The following is an 18,203-nucleotide window of genomic DNA, read 5'->3' as shown; positions in this document are numbered from 1 at the left end:
CACCCCATTCATTTAGTTTCAAGCTCTTTCGTATATGGATTATATTCATTCGTATATAAGTCATCCAACTTCACTTGGCCCTTTTTGATTTCCCCGTTGGCTTCTAGCCAATCCGCCCATACTTGGAATTCGGATTCTTTTATATAGCCACCTTTTGCGGCAACACCCGGACTTTTCCAATATTGAACCGTTTCCGAATCTTCTTTTCTACCTCGTTTCTCTATGATCGATTCAAAACGGGCAATCACTTCTTCACGAGGTGTTGTACGTGACCATTCAATCGCTTTTGCAGTTGCTTCCACGAATTTTTTCACGGTATTCGGGTTTTCCTTTATGAACTTATCCGTAAAGACATAACTTCCTGCCGTAAAGGTTCCAAATAGATCATAATCACTAAATAATTTACTGATGCCTCCATTATCCAGTGCCCTGTCACGTGCCGCTCCATTTAAAGCCACGACATCGATTTGCTTTTGGCGTAATGTTTGTTCACCATTCCCCGTTGGCACCACCACTAACGTAACCTGTTTGATTTCATCATCCGTGAGGCCATTTTTCTTTAAATATTCCTTTAGAACCAATTCAAGATGGGCTCCAAGCGTATTTACCCCGACTTTTTTACCGATTAAATCACGTGCATCTTTTATCGGGCTGCCTTCTAATGTATAAAAGCCGACGAAGGTGTCTTCATCACTCCCATAATAGCCAATGACCGATTTAATGGGGGCGCCGCTTGATTTCAATTTGATGATGGCTCCATTAAAGGCGCCACCGAAATCCGTTTGACCCGTCGCGGCCGTTTGAATATCCTGAGGTCCGCCATTCACATTTCCCACCCAATCTAACTTAATCGGATCTAAATAACCTAAATCCTCCGCCAGTTCTGGATAGAGTACCGATCCAGCATATCCCTGATACTTCAGTTCCACTTTTTCATAGCCATCCTGGTTTTTCTCCACTGCTTTCCCTGAAGAACAACCAACTATCACAAGTAATGCACCAATCCATACTAAAAATAAGGCCTGTCGAGTCATTTTCATTTTTTACTCTCCTTTATTTACGGGGCTCTTAAACACAAAAGACCCTCGATTAATTTTCCAATTAAACGAAGGCCTCCAGAAGTCTAGTCAGCCACACTATTCAATTATGATTCAGGGACCACATGAACATCCCTTTGAAGATTCTTCCCATTAGAGCTCCTTGCATTGGATCAATATGTATATATCTGAAACGCAAATCCCCCCTTTCTTAAACAAAAGAGGCCCCCATTTTCACCATGTGGTGAACGTAGGGGCCTCCGGTTAACCAGTAAGCCAATTCATTTAATTCCAATAAAGTTTATAGGTTTAATATATTTACTTTTTCAAAAAATGTCAATCATTTTCTGAAAGTTCTTTCTTTTTACCCATATTTTATGTAAAGATAATTCGCTATTTAATTTAGATTAGACAGGATACAGAATGGTGCAGCATTCATTCACCAACAGGAATCACTGTGGGCAGGTCACTTCTTCAACAATCGATTCCCCCTCACTCTGATCACGATCTGACCACTTCCACTTTTCCTGCAATCGGATTCTCCCATCAGATAGGAACTCAGGTGTGGAAAAGCATTGCCCGCCTCTGATCTCCTGCTGAACATTTACATGGTTATACCTAAACTGGATGCAGCCATTTTCCTGTACAATTCCGATCATGGTCCCTTTTAGGATGTCCCCTCCGCTATAGGTGGCGAAAAGAATATTCCCTTCTTGATGATAGTCAAAAATGGTTTTTGAAGAAACCTCTCCGTTTGCTGTATTATCAGTCGATACAAAAGTACGTCCATCGTAATTAATCATAAATAAAGGCTCCTTTTTGTTTGTCCTCTTGACCTGTGTACTGCCAGACCCAAATAATTTTTGCTCTCCTAATCAATCAATATTTATATCGATATAAAATTGTTTAATCAACGTTCATTTCCTTACAAGCCCATCTATCCCCTCTAGCATTATGTTAAAATTTGGTTATAAAGGATAGAAAGAGGTTTGTACATGAATAAGATGATGTTTTACTTTTGGATAATGGGTATCGCCATTATTGCTTTTTTTACAGGGGAAATTGCTACGGTCATGATGCTCTACTTAATCTTGATTGCCCTACATGCCATCCATTCAACACTTAAAGATTTTTATGATGATTGGAAGAGTAAGCAGTAAATGATGTTCGAATGTTTGATATCTTAGAAAGGAAGAAATGCTTGTACAATAATTATAACCAGAGGTGAAGATGTGAGAAAAATAGTAGTTGGCTTCTTAATAGTTTGTTTATATTGTTTCCCATTTGTCTATTTTTCGATGTACCAAGACTTTAATAACCGTTCCATGCTTGGCTATTTATTAATGATTGTAACAACTTCGATTCTTGCCTTTTTCGGCAAATTATATAGTAACTCAATCCCTATTATTTCAGGTAATACAGTATCTGCAATCATATCGTTTTATTTTATCAGTGAAATGGCAGGAAACGAACATTGGGGTGGCTATTTTAAACCACTTACTCCATATCAATTACTTATATTTGTTGCTCTTGTGAATTTAATTCCTCAATTTTTCACTATGAAGTTAGCAAATACATATAAGAATAAAGCTTAACTAGTTGGATGGGTAACTTTTTTAAAGTTACTCATTTCTTGAAAATGTCAAACTATCTCATACATAGCCAAGATTAAAAAATTGGCGGAATGTAAGCGACCCCGATGGTTCACTCACTCTTCACCCTCAAAGTTCAAATAGGTTACGTCTTCTTTTTTAACCACCGTAAATACTTCGTTATCCTTTGCATATAATACGGTATCGCCATAACTATACTCTCCGTGATTAAAGGAAATGCCGAATTTATTATTGCTTGGGTAGCCATATATGTAACAAACGACTTCCCCCTCTTTCATGAACACGATTTGATTCATGCCCTCGTTGACCGTTTCCTTAATTCTATCCCACTTATATCCGACCGTCTCATACACATCTTCTTTTGTATAATACGCGGGAAATGAATAGACTTTATCCCATTCAAATGGAGTAAACTCCGTCAAATTCACAGGTTCGTCCGGTATCTCCATCGTCAGGATCTTATCTTCGAGCAGCTTTGCATTCGTATCCCAAATCTCCTTTTTAAAGGGATTCGCCCATATGAAGACAATGAGAATCGTCAAGAACACCGAAGCTATCATATACCTTTTCTTATTATTCATATAACCTCCTCCTTAAATTGTTTTTTAAAAGTAATCCGGGATTTCAAAAGGATCTCTATCATTTTCTTTTGAGTAGTACATACATATGCTATCCTTATATTTTTGCCTAGCAGGTGGCAACTCAATAAATTTCAACTTGTTATAGAATTCCATTCCGATATCGCTATACAGGAAAAAATCCGTGCACTTTTCATTTCGCTCTAACTCCTGTATGACTTGTTGGATCAGGGCAGACGCGTAGCCTCTATTCCTTAATGTAAAGGGGGTGGCAATTGATCCAATTCCTCTACTGGTTCTACCTTCTGATGAAGGTAGTTCGTATACGATAAGAGAACTTATTACCTCTTTTGTTTCTGGATTTTCTAAAACATACCATGTGCCCTTCTTGTACTTACTAGATTGGTTACACATCGTTATATATTCGTCAGAAGGCATCTTTTCTCCCCAAACATCGTACCCCATCATATACACTGACTCCATGTCCTCACTTGTGGCTTTTCTGATCTTCATCATATACCGACTCCCTGTTTTTACTTGGTCCCTACCGGATTTTCATGTAAAATGACTCAAACGAGGTTACGGAAATGGAACTACATTTGCCTAAACGTATCCATCAGTTTTATTGGTTTTTGTTTCCTATAATACTTGCTATAATCGGCTATCATAATATCTTTAAGAATTGGGAACTTCCACTCTATGGCTTCAATGATCTTGAAGATTTTGGAAGACTCTTATTTGTATGTGGTTTAAGTATATGTGAAAGTGCGTTATTGACAGTATTTCTTTGGTGGGGCATAAAAATTTTGAAGAAGATTTTCCTATCCTAGAGTCATAGATTCCCCGTCATTATTTCTTCCTTTTCTTCAAAATATTGTGCTTTAGAAGGGATGAATATGGTCAGGCAAAGGGCCCCGGCCAGTACAATTCCTAATAGGCAAAAGCCGATACAAACCATTTGCAACGAAAACCAGTCGGCCATTAACCCGAGTAACAACGTCAAAACAATTTGTACGATGCCTTGAACCATTTCTGCCATGCTGCCAAATCTCCCCATAATCGCAACCGGTACATTATTTTGGAAAAATGTGGCGTATCCCGCGTTCGCAAAGGACATGACGAAACCTAAAAACACGAAGGCGGATGTCGCCGTTATAAAGTCCACGGATGCATAAAATAACAGGTATCCGATTGTTGACAGGAACAATCCCCCTCCTACAAAGTATCGAAGTGGCAGTTTCTTGGATACCGCAGCCGCAACGGCCGCACCTCCCAATGCCCCAGCACCCGTGAGACTTGTAATGAAGCCATACTCTTTATCCGTCAATTCCAAATGCTGTTTAATGAAGGTGACTTCTTGTGAATCCAAGGCATAACCGATGAGCACGCCCCCTTGAAACAAGATGTATACCGTTATGAAGAACTTGGCTCCCTTCGTGAATTCCCTGACCGCTTTCCAATCGCTCAGGAGCGTTTTCAAGGAAACGGGGGCTCTTTCCGCTTTTCCTAAATCTCCGTCCACATCCGGAAGAAGGTAGATGAAAAAAGCACAAACGAAGAACGTTATGGCATTGATCACAATACATAAATCGGTCCCTACCGACATAATGAGGATTCCTGAAATGGCGGGTCCCAATAAGAACGCACCTGAACTGGTCAAACTCATGATGGAGTTAAAACGTTTTCGCTGTTCAAGAGGAACGAGCTTCGTTATGTAGACCGATGAACTTGGGCCAAAAAAGGCGCCCACAATATTGATCAATAAAAGCACCGCATAGATAGACCATAATGACCCGATAAAAGGAATCAAGAATATCAAGATCCCTCTTACGACATCAATGGACATCATCAACCGGCGTTTATTGACCCGATCAATGACACTCCCCGACCAGGTATTCGTGATCAAAGTCGCTAATGGCCTGATCATATACAGTCCAGCCACCGCTGCCGCTGAACCGGTCAAGTTCAAGATGGAAACATTAAGGGCAATTAAGTAAATCCAGTTTCCTAGATACGAAACCCCTATTCCTGATAGTAATAGTATGGGGTTCTTCCAACTCTTCATTCACTCACCCCTTTACTATCGAAGAATTGTTATCCAGTGACTCTATAAAAGTATGTAGCGTTCGTGAATATAATTCAGGCTGGTCTCTATGTACCAAATGTCCCGCGAATGGAATGATGGAAACGTGGATATCCGAATTCAATTGCTTATAGGTTACGGCCGCTGAAATTTCGTTTTTCTCTGCTTCGCCGACCATACACAAAGCTGGAACAGCAAGGTTAGAAACATCGCCCGTTTCGTCGAACGGATAAAAATCGTCTCCTTGAAAAGAGCGGAGTAACGCTTTCCAGTCATTGTTTCCATGCATTCCATCCAAAATCGAAACCACTTCTTCATTTTCAAATAGTTGTTCGTGATGCGCTGCTTCCTGTTTCGAAAGCTCCTTCCAATTATCCGGCTCAATGGGGAAAATTCCGGAGAAGGTTAAGGATGACACTTGCTCGGGATATTTCTTAGCAAATAATAAAGCGGCTATGCCCCCAAGGGACACTCCGGCAATATGGCACTTTTCAATCCGCAATGCCTTCAATGTGTCATGGATGTCGTCTGCGCAATGACTGAAATAATGATCAATCGGACCCTCCGATTGACCATGCCCCCTTAAATCAGGACGAATTACTTTGAAATTCCTCTCTGAAAAATAATCGCTTTGTTCTTCATACTCCGTTAATCCCGTCATACCGCCTGAATGAATCAATACAAGCGGGAACCCTTCGCCTGAAATGCTTGTATGTAAGATCATCCCCATCTCTCCAATCATTCTATAAGTTTTCATTTATTATACTATTAATCATACATATTTTTACATAATATTCAGATAAAAGGGGTTGGGTAGCAAACCCCTATAATCACGCCTCCCAAAGTCCTTAATCAATAAAGCCAAGAGTTTTGCGCTATGTTTTTTGTATTTAATCTTTTGTTGTTCCTTGCTTCTTTTTACGGTTTCGATAAATGGCTAGAGTAGAAATGCAAACTATATAGATAATAAAAAGAAAGAAAAGAACCACTTCCTCTACCTCCATGACAAGAAAAGGATTAAACGTGTCTATAATGGAAGTGGGCACATCAAAGCCTATGAGCATATCTATTCCTAACGAAAACAAAATCAAGCATACAAATATCAAAATAGAGATTCCTAATACTTTCAAGCCTTAACACGCTCCCCATAGATTTTGGTCCCACCGATTTATCAGTTCACATTCATTCCTTCATCCTTCCCTTTCCTATTCTTGATAAAAGCAATGAGCAGAAGGAAAAGAGGAATAACCAACTGAAAGGGAAGATGGATATACAAAGGAGCAACCTCTAGTCCTTTATATACATGTTCTGAAAAGTTGCTGGCAATTAATATCGATAGTAGTAAGACGATGAACCCCATTGGATAAACCAATACAGAAGATTCTTTGATCTGGAACAAATTAGTGGTACCTTCCACAGATGCATAGAAAAAAACACCTAGCTTAAAGAAGCCTGCAAAAACGGAGGATAGCATAAAAGTAACATCCAATCTTTCTAAAAACCCAGCTAGCTCTATGGTCTGGATAGTAGAAAGAAGGGGAAACTGCGTGCGTGAAAGTAGACTCACACCGAGTACACTGATATTTATTGTCATGATCAGTGCCAGAATCATGCCACTTAACCCTAGTCCGTATAATCCTGTTTTCATCACCTTTTCGGGCTTGTTCAAAAAGGGAAAAATCATGGTGAATACAATAATTTCACCGAATGGAAAGTATAGAGTAGTAAAAGCGGTTTTTAGGACTGGCCTTAATCCTTCTTCCAATACAGGTTGCAAGTTAGAAATATGCATACTTCCAGAAATACTAATTAGTATGAAGCCGCTGATGCCGAGTAAAGCGATAATAATAAAAATCAATTCTCCAGTTCGGGCCAGGACCTCGATCCCTTTTCTAATTGTATACACGACGACTATGATCATCAGTGCATTCATAATAAATAATGGACTTTCTGGAAAGAAGACCGTGATCAAAAGTTCCCCAAAATCCCTCAGGACTCTAGCCGAAATATAAATAAAGTAAAGGATGTAAAGGAAAGCCAATATTTTCCCTACAAAGCTACCTAGTATTTTTTGCAGATATTCGGTCAAAGGAATATCTGGATAGTACGAAAAAAGAGCATAATATATCAAAAATAAGCATAACCCGCCTGACAGTCCAATTAGTATAGCCAGCCAAGCATTCTGTTTCGCTTCAACCGCGAGGGGGACCAATATCGCACTGCCAAGTTCAAACAAGACAATAAGCACGAACAGCTGATGTGTACTGATCTTTGCCTTTTCCAATAAAATCCACATCCCATTTTAGACTTTACATATCTGAAAGATACGAATTTTTTCTTAACCCACTCCGCCTGATAAAAGCTTCTACCTCAACCTTTACGGTCAATTTCGGGAAGTAAGCTTCATTCCACTTACTTTTCATACCTTCCCATTGCTTTGGGTCGGACCGATGAACCACTTCGCCGAATCCGAAAATATCCGTTTTATTTAGTTGAGTCTTCTTAACTGTCTTTTCTAGCTCCTTTTTGATTTCTTTTCTCACTACTTTTTCCAATTCCAAAATTATAGAAGGATCATTTAGATTGATGGGTGTCCTTACTTCGCGAATATCTCCTTCCGCCCGGATTCGTACCGTAATGACAGGGAGGTCCTTCTTCGTGTCAGCAGTGACTTTAACTTTTTGACGGATAACATTATAGACAAGGCTATTTTTATTCCCTCTCCAATCCAGTTCAACATCGGTTTCTTTAATTCTGTCCAGTATCCAAACAACACCTCGGGAGGTTTCGCCCTGATACCAATCAATTAACTTCCCGTCTCTAAAAATGGCTAGCCCGTGCGCTTCCAGTGTTGTATCGAGCTCCGACTTTTGAACATTCGTCATATCTTTGCCCTGTTTGACCTTCCCTTTCATTCGAAAGCCGCTGAGGACCGGTTCCCTTCCATCGGCAGTAAGTACAGAAATGAATTCCTGAATGGAAACCTCCAAATGCTCTCCTTTTGTTAATTCAGTAATTTTTAATGTGCCGTTCACTTTCTCTGCAGGAATTTTATCTATGGCCGTCAACGTTTTAAGCAAATCCCCCGCTTTTGTATCATGGGCAATCACAAGTTTTAATGTGGCTCTGATTTCTGGATCCCTTTCAAAAGCATCTAAAATGGTTGAAATTCCTTCTTCCTTTGCCAGTTCTTCACTGATGACTAGTAGATTTGCATGAGCATGATAGAGCCTACGAGAGACTTTCGATGTTGCGTTGAAATGAGCCTCCAGCGTACTATGCCCCTTAGCACTGTATACGGAAACAGCAGGACTTTGTCCGCCCCCACCGCCCTGGAGCCCTCCTGCTACGTTACCTGGATTGATTATTTGTATCGTCTTGGTATAGGTTCCATCATCATTCTTATCAATCGCCATAGCAGAAATGATGGCTAGGTCGTTTAACTCCTTCTGGTTCCAACACCCTGATAGGAAAATGGGGATTATCATCATCATATAAAGAAAAATTGATTTATGGTTCATTGCGACCACCTTTTCTTACGGTAGAATTCACCATGTTGCGAGGTCCTGGGGGCTTAGGTTTCTGAGTTTCACCTTGTCCAGTATTAGTAGATTCGCTCATTAATCTTGGTTTCTTTTTGTAAGCCCAAAGTGGCCTACGGAAAATCGTATCTCCGACTTCATCCTTTATGAATGGGGCCAACGGAGACATATAAGGGACACCGAATGAGCGCAGGCTGCATAAGTGAACAATTAGGACGATAAAGGCAAGGGTGATTCCATAGAAACCGAATACCGCGGCACTTAACATGTATACAAATCTGATCATACGTGCAGATATAGCCACTTCATACGAAGGTGTTGCGAAGCTGGCAATGGCTGTTATTGAAACGACAATGACCATTGCCGGTGAGACTATGCCTGCCTGTACAGCTGCCTGCCCAATGACAAGCGCCCCTACGATAGAGATAGTCGAACCTATCGCTTTAGGCATGCGTAGGCCTGCTTCTCTTAAAATTTCAAAGGTTATTTCCATGATGAGCGCTTCGAGAAATGCCGGAAATGGGACCGATTCACGTTGTGCCGCAATGATTATGACCAACTTTGTTGGAAGCATCTCCTGATGGGAGGTGGTAGCAGCGATATAGACTGCTGGTCCTACAAGAGAAATAAAGAAGATGGCGATACGTAAAAAGCGAATCGCCGTAGAAATGTCAAACCGTTCATAATAATCTTCAACAGATTGAAAAAAATCATTAAATAAGGCGGGAACAAGCAATACGAAGGGCGTCCCATTAACAAATATGGCAATTTTCCCTTCAAGTAGATTACCTGCAATCTTATCTGGCCGGTCTGTATGGTTGATGGTCGGAAACGTCGTTTTTGTCTCATCTTCAATTAACTGTTCGATATATCCAGATTCAAGAATGCCATCGATGTTAATCCTTTTTAATCGGGTACGCACTTCTTCAATGATTTCCTTTTTTGCAATACCATTTATGTACAATAACGATACATCCGTTTTCGTTGTTTTACCTATCTTCATGGACTCACTCCACAAATCTGGAGTATTAATTATTCTACGAACCATTGCTATATTAGTCTCAATGGATTCCGTAAAGGACTCTTTTGAACCACGAATAGCAATACTTGTAGTCGATTCCTGAATGGAACGTCTCTCTCCACCCTGCGTGCTGGCACTGAGAGCTTCCCTTACCCCATCTATAAAAATGATGGTGTTGCCTGACATCAGGTCCGTGAATAAAGAATCCCAATCAACAACTTCTTTAATCTCTCCAAGAGCAATAACCTCTTCGCCAATAAACTGTAAAGCCTCTTTAGGAATGGACTTTTCGTGTAACACAGGATTATTAAGAATGGACTCTATTAAGAAATCATGTAAAGTTTGAGTGTCAATTAAACCTTTAATATATACAATGGCAATTTTCACCTTGAAATTTTTTTCAGATAATGATCGAATCACGATATCCGAACTGTTCCCCGTTTTCTTCTTCAAAACTTCAAGATTCGCTTTCAATGTCATCTCCAAATAGTCTTTTAATTTAGCACTAGAAGGATCTTGACCGTTATTCTTTTCAGCATTTCCCGAATCAGGCTTTCCTTTTATAAATGAAAACATGGCACCGACCTTCCTTTTCTTTTCCTATTCTGTTCGTGAATGTACCCATTTATGCAAGGCTCTCCCCGGTAAGAAGGACAAACTTTTGTCTCCCGCTACCCATGGAAATTCAACCCTATTTACTATTTATGAAATAAAAAAGCACCTCAAAACCGCTAGGTTTTGAGGTGCTTTTAGGTATACCGTATCAAATTAAAATCTTCAATATAAGGTTTGGATTAATAAGTTGTCCAACCGCCATCAGCTGTAACGACTTGTCCATTGATGAAGCTAGCATCTTCGGATCCTAAGAAGATAGCCAATTTAGCAATTTCTTCTGCTTGGCCGACACGCGGGTTAAGGGCCATTCCCAACCCTTGACGAGCTACACCCACTTCAGAAACGCTAGTCATCGATGAAGTGATGTTCGTCAAGACAGCACCTGGTGCGATGCCATTGCAACGAATGTTTTTGTCAGCGAACATGAATGCCGTGTTTTTAGTTAAACCGACCACCGCATGTTTAGAAGCTGTGTAAGCTGCACCTGCTCGTCCGCCATGTAGGCCGCCCGCAGAAATGTTATTCACGATGACTCCGTGCCCTTGCTCTAGGAATAGTTTTGTCGCGATGCGCATGGATTTCATGACAGCTGTCGTGTTTACGGCAAAGATCATATCCCAACGGTCATCTGAAATTTCGTTGACAGGCTCCATGCCGTCCATGATGCCAGCATTATTCACTAAAATATCCAGTTTGCCGTATGTTTTTACCGTTTCATCGAATAAGCGCTCTAAATCTTCAGCCTTCGTTACGTTCGTATCGATTGCAAATGCCGTTCCACCTTCAGCCACGATCGCTTCAGCAACAGCTTTTGCACCTTCTAAGTTCATATCCGAAACCACTACTTTCGCCCCTTCAGTTGCATAACCTTCCGCAATGGCTTTCCCCATACCTGACGCTGCACCTGTGACGATTGCTACTTTATCTTGTAATTTCATTAAATACTCCCCCTTACACACCATTTTATTGAACACTTGTTCAATAAAAATTATAATGAAAAGAATGAATATGTACAATCGACAAAAATGGTAGAATGTGTTCATAAATAGACAGATTTAGGATGATGTGTCCGTTAAAGGAGAAATACAATGAAAAAAGATTTACGGGTGATCAAAACAAAGAAGAATTTGCAAACGGCCTTATTGACCTTACTTGAAAAAAAACCACTGGAAAAGATCTCGATTGCGGAACTTTGCAGAGAAGCAAACGTGAACCGGGGGACATTTTATTTACATTTTCAGGATGTACCGGAGTTGTTTGAAATGTACTTTGAAGAAATCACGATTGATTTGAAGAAAGCCTATTATGAGCCCTTTCATTTAACAAACAATCATATTGCGAATTTAGAACCACATATGGTCCGTATCTTTCATCATGTAAAGACGTTCGATACCTTTTATTCCATTGTTTTCAACAGAAAGGCGCCACTGATGTATTACTATACGTTATTTGACATCATCCGCGTTTATTTAAAGGATTCCATCGAGGAAAACATCCTCCATCCAGATGACTTTCATTCGGATTATACGGCAAGTTATCAGGCCAACGCCATCTTGGGGATGGTCATCGAATGGGTATCCAGGGGATTCAAGGAAACGCCTGAATATTTAAGCGAACAATTACTTCGTATGAACAAGAATAATCGATAAATGGACGAATTACCTGCAACTTTACGAGATGATTTCACACAATAGAAAACCCAGTAACCATGAATTCAGTTACTGGGTTCCTTTTGCTAAAAACAAGATTTGCCGTTGCTGAAATTATCCTATTCGAACTGGATTTGAATCGAAACGACTTCGGAGCGTGTACCAATCCGGATAGGCGGACCCCAAAAACCAAAACCGGACGTTACAATCGAATGCATCTGTCCCTTTTGCAAGTAGCCCCGATCATTTTCATAAATGGCATCAGTAATGAGGTTGCCTGGAAAGACCTGCCCGCCATGGGTATGACCTGACAGCATCAAGTCAACGCCTGCCTGCTGTGCTTTATCAAGTTCATATGGTTGATGGTCCAGTAATATAGTAGGTCTTGTAAGGTTCACACCATTCATCAGTGAGTCTAATGGTCGCCTGTCGTGATCGATTCGGTCTTTGCGCCCGACGAGCGTGAATTGCCCTTGAACGTCTACGATCTCATCATAGAGGATAGTGATTCCGCCCTGTTCCAAAGCTTCGATTAGTTCCTTTATCGTACCATCATGCCTATCGTGATTCCCAAGCGATGCATAGACTCCGTACGGGGCATGGAGGTTGGATAATGTCTGATCGATTTTTTGATCAAGGAAAGGCTGAATATCGTCATCGAAGAGATCGCCTGGCAACAGGATGATATCTGGTTGGAGCGCGTTCATTTCCTTAACCAAACGCTCCGCGTGGTTTTTACCTGACAGCAGACCAAAGTGTGTATCTGCCGCCATCGCAATATGAAGGCTATCAAGAGTCGAGGAGCCTTTTTCCATCTTGATATCATAGTTGCGAACAACGGGGCTGTATGCGTTATATGTCCCGTATATTAGAAAAAAAACAACCAAGCCTATCGTGACGATGCCCGCCCATTTATGTGTTATGTGCCTTGGTAGCCGAGTGAGTCGCAAGAGGATAACCGTAATATGCGCAAGGGGAACGAGCAGTAACAGCAAATAAAAGCATGCCATCCAATAAGCACCCACAATATTTATAAAGGTGAGCCCAGACATGCGGCCGACAATAAGCGAACTGGCTGCCAGCACGAGGACGAGGCTATAAAGTATCTTGAAACGCCGGCTTGATGATTCCGGACGGAGCCAGCGATATCCCCGCCACCCGATATAATAGACGAGAGCGCCATAAAGCAGCAAGGCGATGATCAAAATAAGGATGAGCATATGAATTCTCCTAACGTTCTATTTTTCAATCTCCTTTTTATACTTTTTTACCTCTGCAAATGAGCTACCGCTTACATTATAATTGTAAGAATCATACACCAAATGGCTATAAAATTCCTTTTAAATGTTTTTAACTAGATTGCGAGAAGCGTACGCTTGGTGAGATGAAATCTCATTATTAAAGATTCAAAGTAGAAAACCCATACCAATTGTCATGGGTTTTCTATAGTACTTATTTAGATGACCCTCAAGTTATAGTCAATCTTTGACTTCTTCAAGGTGTTTAAGATGATTAACTCCCCATTCATGCAAAAAACTTCATAACGGGCTCAAGCGTTTTACCATATTCAGTGAGTGAATACTCTACTTACGGTGGGACTTGTGGGTACACAACCCTTTTGATTATATCTTGGTCCTCAAGCTTTAATATGGACAGCTTTAAAAGAAGCAGGATTAGGGGCATCTTTACAACATTATAATCCACTAATTCATGACGAAGTGAAAGGAGAATGGAATATACCAACCAACTGGAAATTAATTACCCAAATGCCGTTTGGTAATCCGATTTCTCTACCGGGTGAAAAGGTATTTAGGCTAGTGACTTACCCCTATGTCATAAATTATAAACAGGAAACAACAAATGATTATGAGTTTTTCAAAATCAACCAAGAACTTTAACACAGCCTATATTATTTATAAAATTTGAAGCGATCTTCAACTGGTTTAATTTTAAGCTAAAGCTGTGGTAGATACATAAAGTGTACCTCGCTTAAAGTAACGGGTTCTCTTTTTTGATAATCATTGATAAGTTTTGTTGGGAAACTTTGGAGATTTAATGTATGGTATTAGTATTCACCAAGCGAATGATAACGAAAATTGTTAGCGGAGAAACAAAGCCGTTCATTTAAAGTGGGAATGAAAGGGGATTAAAAGTATGTTACTAAAAAAAATTTTGAATTTTTACAATTTATTGTTGTCTTTAGGCGCTTTTTATATGGGTGTGTCAATGCTTTTAGGAAGAGGAGTTTTCGATACATTCCCACCTGAGTGGATAGGTAAATTGCCATTTAATAGTTGGACGAGCCTAGCTTTATTTGGAATGATTATTTTTGGAATGGGAAATGCCTTTGCTTCCATTTGGGGTTTTATAAAGAAAGAAAAAATAATATTTATAATGACCTTCACTATGGGTGCTTTGCTTTTCTTCTGTACCATTATATCAACTAGGTTGGTGGGAGAATGGTACTTACCAACAGGACAATTTCTGATATTAAGCATCATCCAAATATTACTTGGATTAGTTGGCTTCGTTATTTCTTACTTCACTAACAGAGCTTTGGTCGAAGAATAAATCAATAGGCTTTATTAAAGGTTTTTATGTGCTTTTTTAAATCAACCAATAACTTAAACATAGCCATAATATAAAAGGGAAATCCGTAAATATAAAAGTCTGATACGATTTGACAGGTATCAGACTTTTACTTGCGACTTCAATCCAACGGAATCTCAATCACTTGATCGTAAAAGGTAGTGATGGAATACCCCTCAATCTCTATTCCGATGGGGACAAAAGGTTCCTTGCCATCATCCGTTGATAGCTCGATTTGATGATTGGTCGAGAAGAATCTCGGTTGCTCCAATTCGTTCAAACGGTGAAAGTTCTCGCTTGCTTTATACGTATGCCCCTCTTTATCTCTGTAATAGCCATCCCTCCTATTACCTGATGATCCTTGCCCATCTTTATCATAAAAATGAAAATGAAGCGTTTCATATTTCCGTTTGGGTTTGAGTTCTTCGGTCATCACGACTTCAGTAGGCTTACCGACCTTTATCGAATCGATGGAAATCCCACTCCCCAAATATTCAAATGTTTGTGGGAGCTCTTTTGAAGGGTCAATCGCGAAACGGGCTGAATCCTCTACAAAGAATGAAGCAGGACCCATATGAACACGGATTTCCTTTGGTTGATTGAAATATAGGGATTCAAATGTTGCCTCCGTTGAATTCCAGCCAGCTGCGCTTCCTCCCCCACCACCGCTACCCATTATTGGATAAACAAATGTTCCGTCACTTTCGATACTGGCCATTTGAAGGTACTCCATGTTTTTCTCATCATTATCGTTCCGGTAGCGATAGGATAAGATTGTCGCAGTCGGGGCGATCGTCACTTTATCAAATATAACGGGATTGCCTTCGATCTTCGTTTCCTTTTTAATCGCATATACGAGGGCTGGATGCTTCTTCACAGGAATGTCAAAATGCCATTTCCCTTCAATGAACTCATTGCTTCCCCCAGGAATCCCTTCAGAACCTTCTCCTTCTGATGATTGATTTATCATTTTCTCAAGCTTAGTAAGCTCCAGTTGAATCGTTCCTTCCTCAGCGGACATCGGTAACGCGCCAAGTTCGCCTTTATACACATAATCCTTTTCCGAATAGAGGGCCGAACTACTATTGATGGGTGAAAACGTAGAATCATCTTCCTTGTCCCAATCTCGATCTTGATTAGCGATTTTCAGCCCTTCAGTGAAATTGATGCCATATTTGTTCTCCTTCTTTCTATCTTCCACTTCATAATAAATCAGCGTCTGGATGTCATCGGCCACCACATTCGTAATGGTCACCTTCACCCCATTACTTTCAGCCACAAGGTTCAACTTCTCTCCAAGCCCCTGCTCGATATAGCTTTCCACCTGCTCAGTTTGCTTGTTGGTTGAATCCTTCCACCAATCCATCACACTTCCAAAGCCATTCGTCGCTACCGCCGTCCCCATGAATACCAGTAAGAATAACACGGCGGCCATCCCCATCATCACCCGAAGTCGATGGTTGGGTATAAACGTGCGCCTGCCTTTTTGCGTGGTGGAAACCCTAGCGCGAACCCCAGTCATGAAATCCTCCGGAACTACTATGCTATCGTTTCCTGACTCAAGGCCCGCAATCACCTGTTTCAACCCGTTCATTTCCATTCGGCAGCCTTCGCATTCCTGTATGTGTTCTTCCATCTCTTTTGTTCTCATCTCATCTAGAATGCCTTCCAGATAATCCAGTAAATCGGCTTGTACGTCTTTACACTTCATCTCCGTCACCGCCTTCGATTATTTTTCTCAGCATCAAAAGTCCTCTATATATTCATATATTCTGGATTTAACGGTCCCGACCGGTAGTTTAAAAATGGTGGCTATTTCCTTTTGCGAATAGCCTTGAAGGTACCGTAACATGATCATTTCCCGATACTTTTCATCCAGGCGGTCCAGGTCATCCAACATTTCCAACTCATCCTGAAAGTGAGAAGCCGCCCCCATATCTTGTGAGAATTCCATTTCACTAGGCTTCCTTTTCCGATAAATGGCCCGGCACTCATTGATGAATATCGAAGTGACCCATGATTCAAACGATCGGTCTTCCTTCAACTGGCCGATCTTGGCATGCACCTTCATGATTGTATTGTGAAAAACATCCTCCACATCCTGATGGTTCTTCAGATACGACCACCCCAGTTTATAAAACTTTGATTGTCTAGTAGTAAACCAATCTATCACAGCGCTCATATCTTGTTTCTTAATTTTCTCCAATACCTTATTTTCCGAAATCGATGTGATCACAAATGCTAGTCTCTCCTTTCCAATTTCCCCTTTTATAAGTAGAGCATCTAAATATGGATAAAGTTCCCTCATTCATAAATTTTTTTCAACCTTGCCTCCATTTTATAGTAAAATAGTTCAATAATAAGGAAATAAGTAGGAGGTAAAGAGATGTTTATACATAAGATTGATGAAGAAGTTTCTTTGAAGATGCTAGAAATGAAGGATGCCAAGAAAATTCTCCAGCTAACGGACCTATCAAGAAATTATTTACGAGAATGGCTGCCATGGTTGGATAGGACAACCAAGATTGAGGATACAATATCCTATATTCAACACTGCTTGAACGGGTTTGCTCATAATGCGAGCATGACAACGGTCATTTTATATCAGGGGGAAATTGCCGGTGTAGCCGGGTACAACCAGATCAATTGGGCAAACAAAACAGCCTATATCGGATATTGGCTGGGAGAAGAATTTCAAGGGAATGGAGTGATGACCAAAGTGGCCAAGGCATTGACCGACTATGCTTTCAACGAGTTGCACCTGAACAAGGTGGAAATCAGGGCGGCGGTCGCCAATAAAAAAAGCAGAAGCATTCCCGAACGATTGGGGTACGTAAATGAAGGCTGTATCAGACAAGCCGAATGGTTATATGACCATTATGTGGATCATATCGTGTATGGGATGTTGGCCGAAGAGTGGGAGAAGAAGAGGGTGTAAGTCACGTTATATCAGGAGGGGAAAATGGTGAATAGTACGAGTGAGAAACGACACATGAGGAAAATCAGGACTTTTATTTATCTGTCGATGGCCTTGCTTTTTTCGATGATTTTTATTTTGGTTAGTATGTTCCTTTTATATTTTCCTATGGTAAGTCTATTAGATTTTGCCTATTTCCCACCAAAACTCGCTCTTGGATCTTTCTTGGCAGCGCTTGTATTTTCTATTTTGGCCATAAAAAATCCCTTTGGTAAGATTTTGATAGCCGTGAACGTAGTTTTCGTGCTCTTCATGATTTTTCAGGGAGTATAGTGGAGAAAAGCCTTCAATCGGCTTTCTTCCACTTTCTTTAATGACCTGGAAAAACAGCTGGAAATGGGAGAAAGGAGTGTATTCCCGTTCTCAATAACGCATCACCCTTTAAACCCTTGTCATATAACAGGGGCAGACAGGGAATCGAAGCTTTTTTTTTGTCGTCCCCTATATAGAAGGAAAAAACAGCGATGATATTTGTAACCGTTTTCCTGTTAATCCGTTG

At 40.5% G+C, this 18,203-nt stretch carries 19 protein-coding genes and 1 pseudogene; 6 read left to right on the top strand and 14 right to left on the bottom strand.

The window, feature by feature from the left end; translation table 11 throughout:
- Positions 1–8: 8 nt before the first annotated feature.
- A complete protein-coding gene (locus tag ACIQXR_RS15990) occupies positions 9–1,040 on the bottom strand; it encodes an ABC transporter substrate-binding protein (RefSeq protein WP_402873989.1) in 1,032 nt (343 codons plus the stop codon).
- Positions 1,041–1,489: 449 nt separating this feature from the next.
- Positions 1,490–1,840, bottom strand: a complete 351-nt coding sequence (locus ACIQXR_RS15985; protein ID WP_402873986.1) for an avidin-fold protein — start codon at positions 1,838–1,840, stop codon at positions 1,490–1,492.
- Between the two features lie 192 nt (positions 1,841–2,032).
- Between ACIQXR_RS15985 and ACIQXR_RS15980 the strand changes: the two genes are divergently transcribed.
- Entirely contained in the window at positions 2,033–2,197 is a 165-nt protein-coding gene (locus ACIQXR_RS15980; RefSeq protein WP_403080380.1) for a hypothetical protein, read from the top strand.
- 72 nt (positions 2,198–2,269) lie between these two features.
- A complete protein-coding gene (locus tag ACIQXR_RS15975; RefSeq protein ID WP_402873981.1) occupies positions 2,270–2,632 on the top strand; it encodes a hypothetical protein in 363 nt (120 codons plus the stop codon).
- Between the two features lie 113 nt (positions 2,633–2,745).
- On the opposite strand, the gene ACIQXR_RS15970 is transcribed toward ACIQXR_RS15975, so the two are convergent.
- The 9 genes from ACIQXR_RS15970 to ACIQXR_RS15935 all read right to left on the bottom strand — a co-directional run bounded on the left by ACIQXR_RS15970 (position 2,746) and on the right by ACIQXR_RS15935 (position 11,427).
- Entirely contained in the window at positions 2,746–3,231 is a 486-nt protein-coding gene (locus ACIQXR_RS15970; protein ID WP_402873978.1) for a hypothetical protein, read from the bottom strand.
- Positions 3,232–3,255: 24 nt separating this feature from the next.
- Positions 3,256–3,744 carry a GNAT family N-acetyltransferase gene (locus ACIQXR_RS15965; RefSeq protein WP_403080378.1) on the bottom strand — a complete coding sequence of 163 codons (489 nt, stop codon included), beginning with the start codon at positions 3,742–3,744 and terminating at the stop codon, positions 3,256–3,258.
- Positions 3,745–4,060: 316 nt separating this feature from the next.
- Positions 4,061–5,293 carry an MFS transporter gene (locus ACIQXR_RS15960; protein ID WP_403080377.1) on the bottom strand — a complete coding sequence of 411 codons (1,233 nt, stop codon included), beginning with the start codon at positions 5,291–5,293 and terminating at the stop codon, positions 4,061–4,063.
- A gap of 4 nt (positions 5,294–5,297) precedes the next feature.
- Positions 5,298–6,035, bottom strand: a complete 738-nt coding sequence (locus tag ACIQXR_RS15955) for an alpha/beta fold hydrolase (RefSeq protein ID WP_403080375.1) — start codon at positions 6,033–6,035, stop codon at positions 5,298–5,300.
- A gap of 166 nt (positions 6,036–6,201) precedes the next feature.
- Positions 6,202–6,441 carry a YczF family membrane protein gene (locus ACIQXR_RS20555; protein WP_402987216.1) on the bottom strand — a complete coding sequence of 80 codons (240 nt, stop codon included), beginning with the start codon at positions 6,439–6,441 and terminating at the stop codon, positions 6,202–6,204.
- A 41-nt stretch (positions 6,442–6,482) separates the two neighbouring features.
- The gene (locus ACIQXR_RS15950) at positions 6,483–7,595 is read right to left on the bottom strand and encodes a GerAB/ArcD/ProY family transporter (RefSeq protein ID WP_402873970.1); all 1,113 of its coding nucleotides are present in this window, start codon (positions 7,593–7,595) and stop codon (positions 6,483–6,485) included.
- Positions 7,596–7,620: 25 nt separating this feature from the next.
- Complete coding sequence (locus ACIQXR_RS15945; protein WP_402873968.1) at positions 7,621–8,832, bottom strand: Ger(x)C family spore germination protein; 1,212 nt, start codon at positions 8,830–8,832, stop codon at positions 7,621–7,623.
- Positions 8,822–10,450, bottom strand: coding sequence for a spore germination protein (locus tag ACIQXR_RS15940; RefSeq protein WP_402873965.1), 1,629 nt, complete (start codon positions 10,448–10,450; stop codon positions 8,822–8,824). Before ACIQXR_RS15940 ends, ACIQXR_RS15945 begins: the two co-directional genes overlap by 11 nt.
- Positions 10,451–10,668: 218 nt before the next feature.
- Positions 10,669–11,427 (bottom strand): SDR family oxidoreductase, encoded by a 759-nt coding sequence (locus ACIQXR_RS15935; RefSeq protein WP_402873962.1) that lies wholly within the window; start codon positions 11,425–11,427, stop codon positions 10,669–10,671.
- Positions 11,428–11,577: 150 nt separating this feature from the next.
- On the opposite strand from ACIQXR_RS15935, the gene ACIQXR_RS15930 reads away from it, so the two are divergent.
- Complete coding sequence (locus ACIQXR_RS15930) at positions 11,578–12,138, top strand: TetR/AcrR family transcriptional regulator (protein ID WP_402873959.1); 561 nt, start codon at positions 11,578–11,580, stop codon at positions 12,136–12,138.
- 119 nt (positions 12,139–12,257) lie between these two features.
- Here the strand turns inward: ACIQXR_RS15930 and ACIQXR_RS15925 are convergent, their stop codons facing one another.
- Positions 12,258–13,358: a metallophosphoesterase gene (locus tag ACIQXR_RS15925; RefSeq protein ID WP_402873954.1), complete on the bottom strand. Its 1,101-nt coding sequence runs from the start codon at positions 13,356–13,358 to the stop codon at positions 12,258–12,260.
- Between the two features lie 417 nt (positions 13,359–13,775).
- On the opposite strand from ACIQXR_RS15925, the pseudogene ACIQXR_RS15920 reads away from it, so the two are divergent.
- A pseudogene (locus ACIQXR_RS15920) lies at positions 13,776–14,036 on the top strand (hypothetical protein); the annotation flags it as partial.
- A gap of 256 nt (positions 14,037–14,292) precedes the next feature.
- The gene (locus ACIQXR_RS15915; RefSeq protein ID WP_402873951.1) at positions 14,293–14,709 is read left to right on the top strand and encodes a hypothetical protein; all 417 of its coding nucleotides are present in this window, start codon (positions 14,293–14,295) and stop codon (positions 14,707–14,709) included.
- 139 nt (positions 14,710–14,848) lie between these two features.
- On the opposite strand, the gene ACIQXR_RS15910 is transcribed toward ACIQXR_RS15915, so the two are convergent.
- Positions 14,849–16,438 carry a DUF5643 domain-containing protein gene (locus tag ACIQXR_RS15910; RefSeq protein ID WP_403080373.1) on the bottom strand — a complete coding sequence of 530 codons (1,590 nt, stop codon included), beginning with the start codon at positions 16,436–16,438 and terminating at the stop codon, positions 14,849–14,851.
- 33 nt (positions 16,439–16,471) lie between these two features.
- Positions 16,472–16,963: an RNA polymerase sigma factor gene (locus ACIQXR_RS15905; protein WP_403080371.1), complete on the bottom strand. Its 492-nt coding sequence runs from the start codon at positions 16,961–16,963 to the stop codon at positions 16,472–16,474.
- A 150-nt stretch (positions 16,964–17,113) separates the two neighbouring features.
- Here ACIQXR_RS15905 and ACIQXR_RS15900 point away from each other — a divergent pair, with 150 nt between their 5' ends.
- Positions 17,114–17,665, top strand: a complete 552-nt coding sequence (locus ACIQXR_RS15900; protein WP_403080370.1) for a GNAT family N-acetyltransferase — start codon at positions 17,114–17,116, stop codon at positions 17,663–17,665.
- The last annotated feature ends 538 nt before the right edge of the window (positions 17,666–18,203 follow it).

This window comes from Peribacillus sp. NPDC097224 (assembly GCF_044761985.1).
GTDB lineage: Bacteria > Bacillota > Bacilli > Bacillales > DSM-1321 > Peribacillus.
The sequence above is the reverse complement of the archived record's forward strand: the minus strand, read 5'-3'. Positions and strand labels throughout refer to the sequence as shown.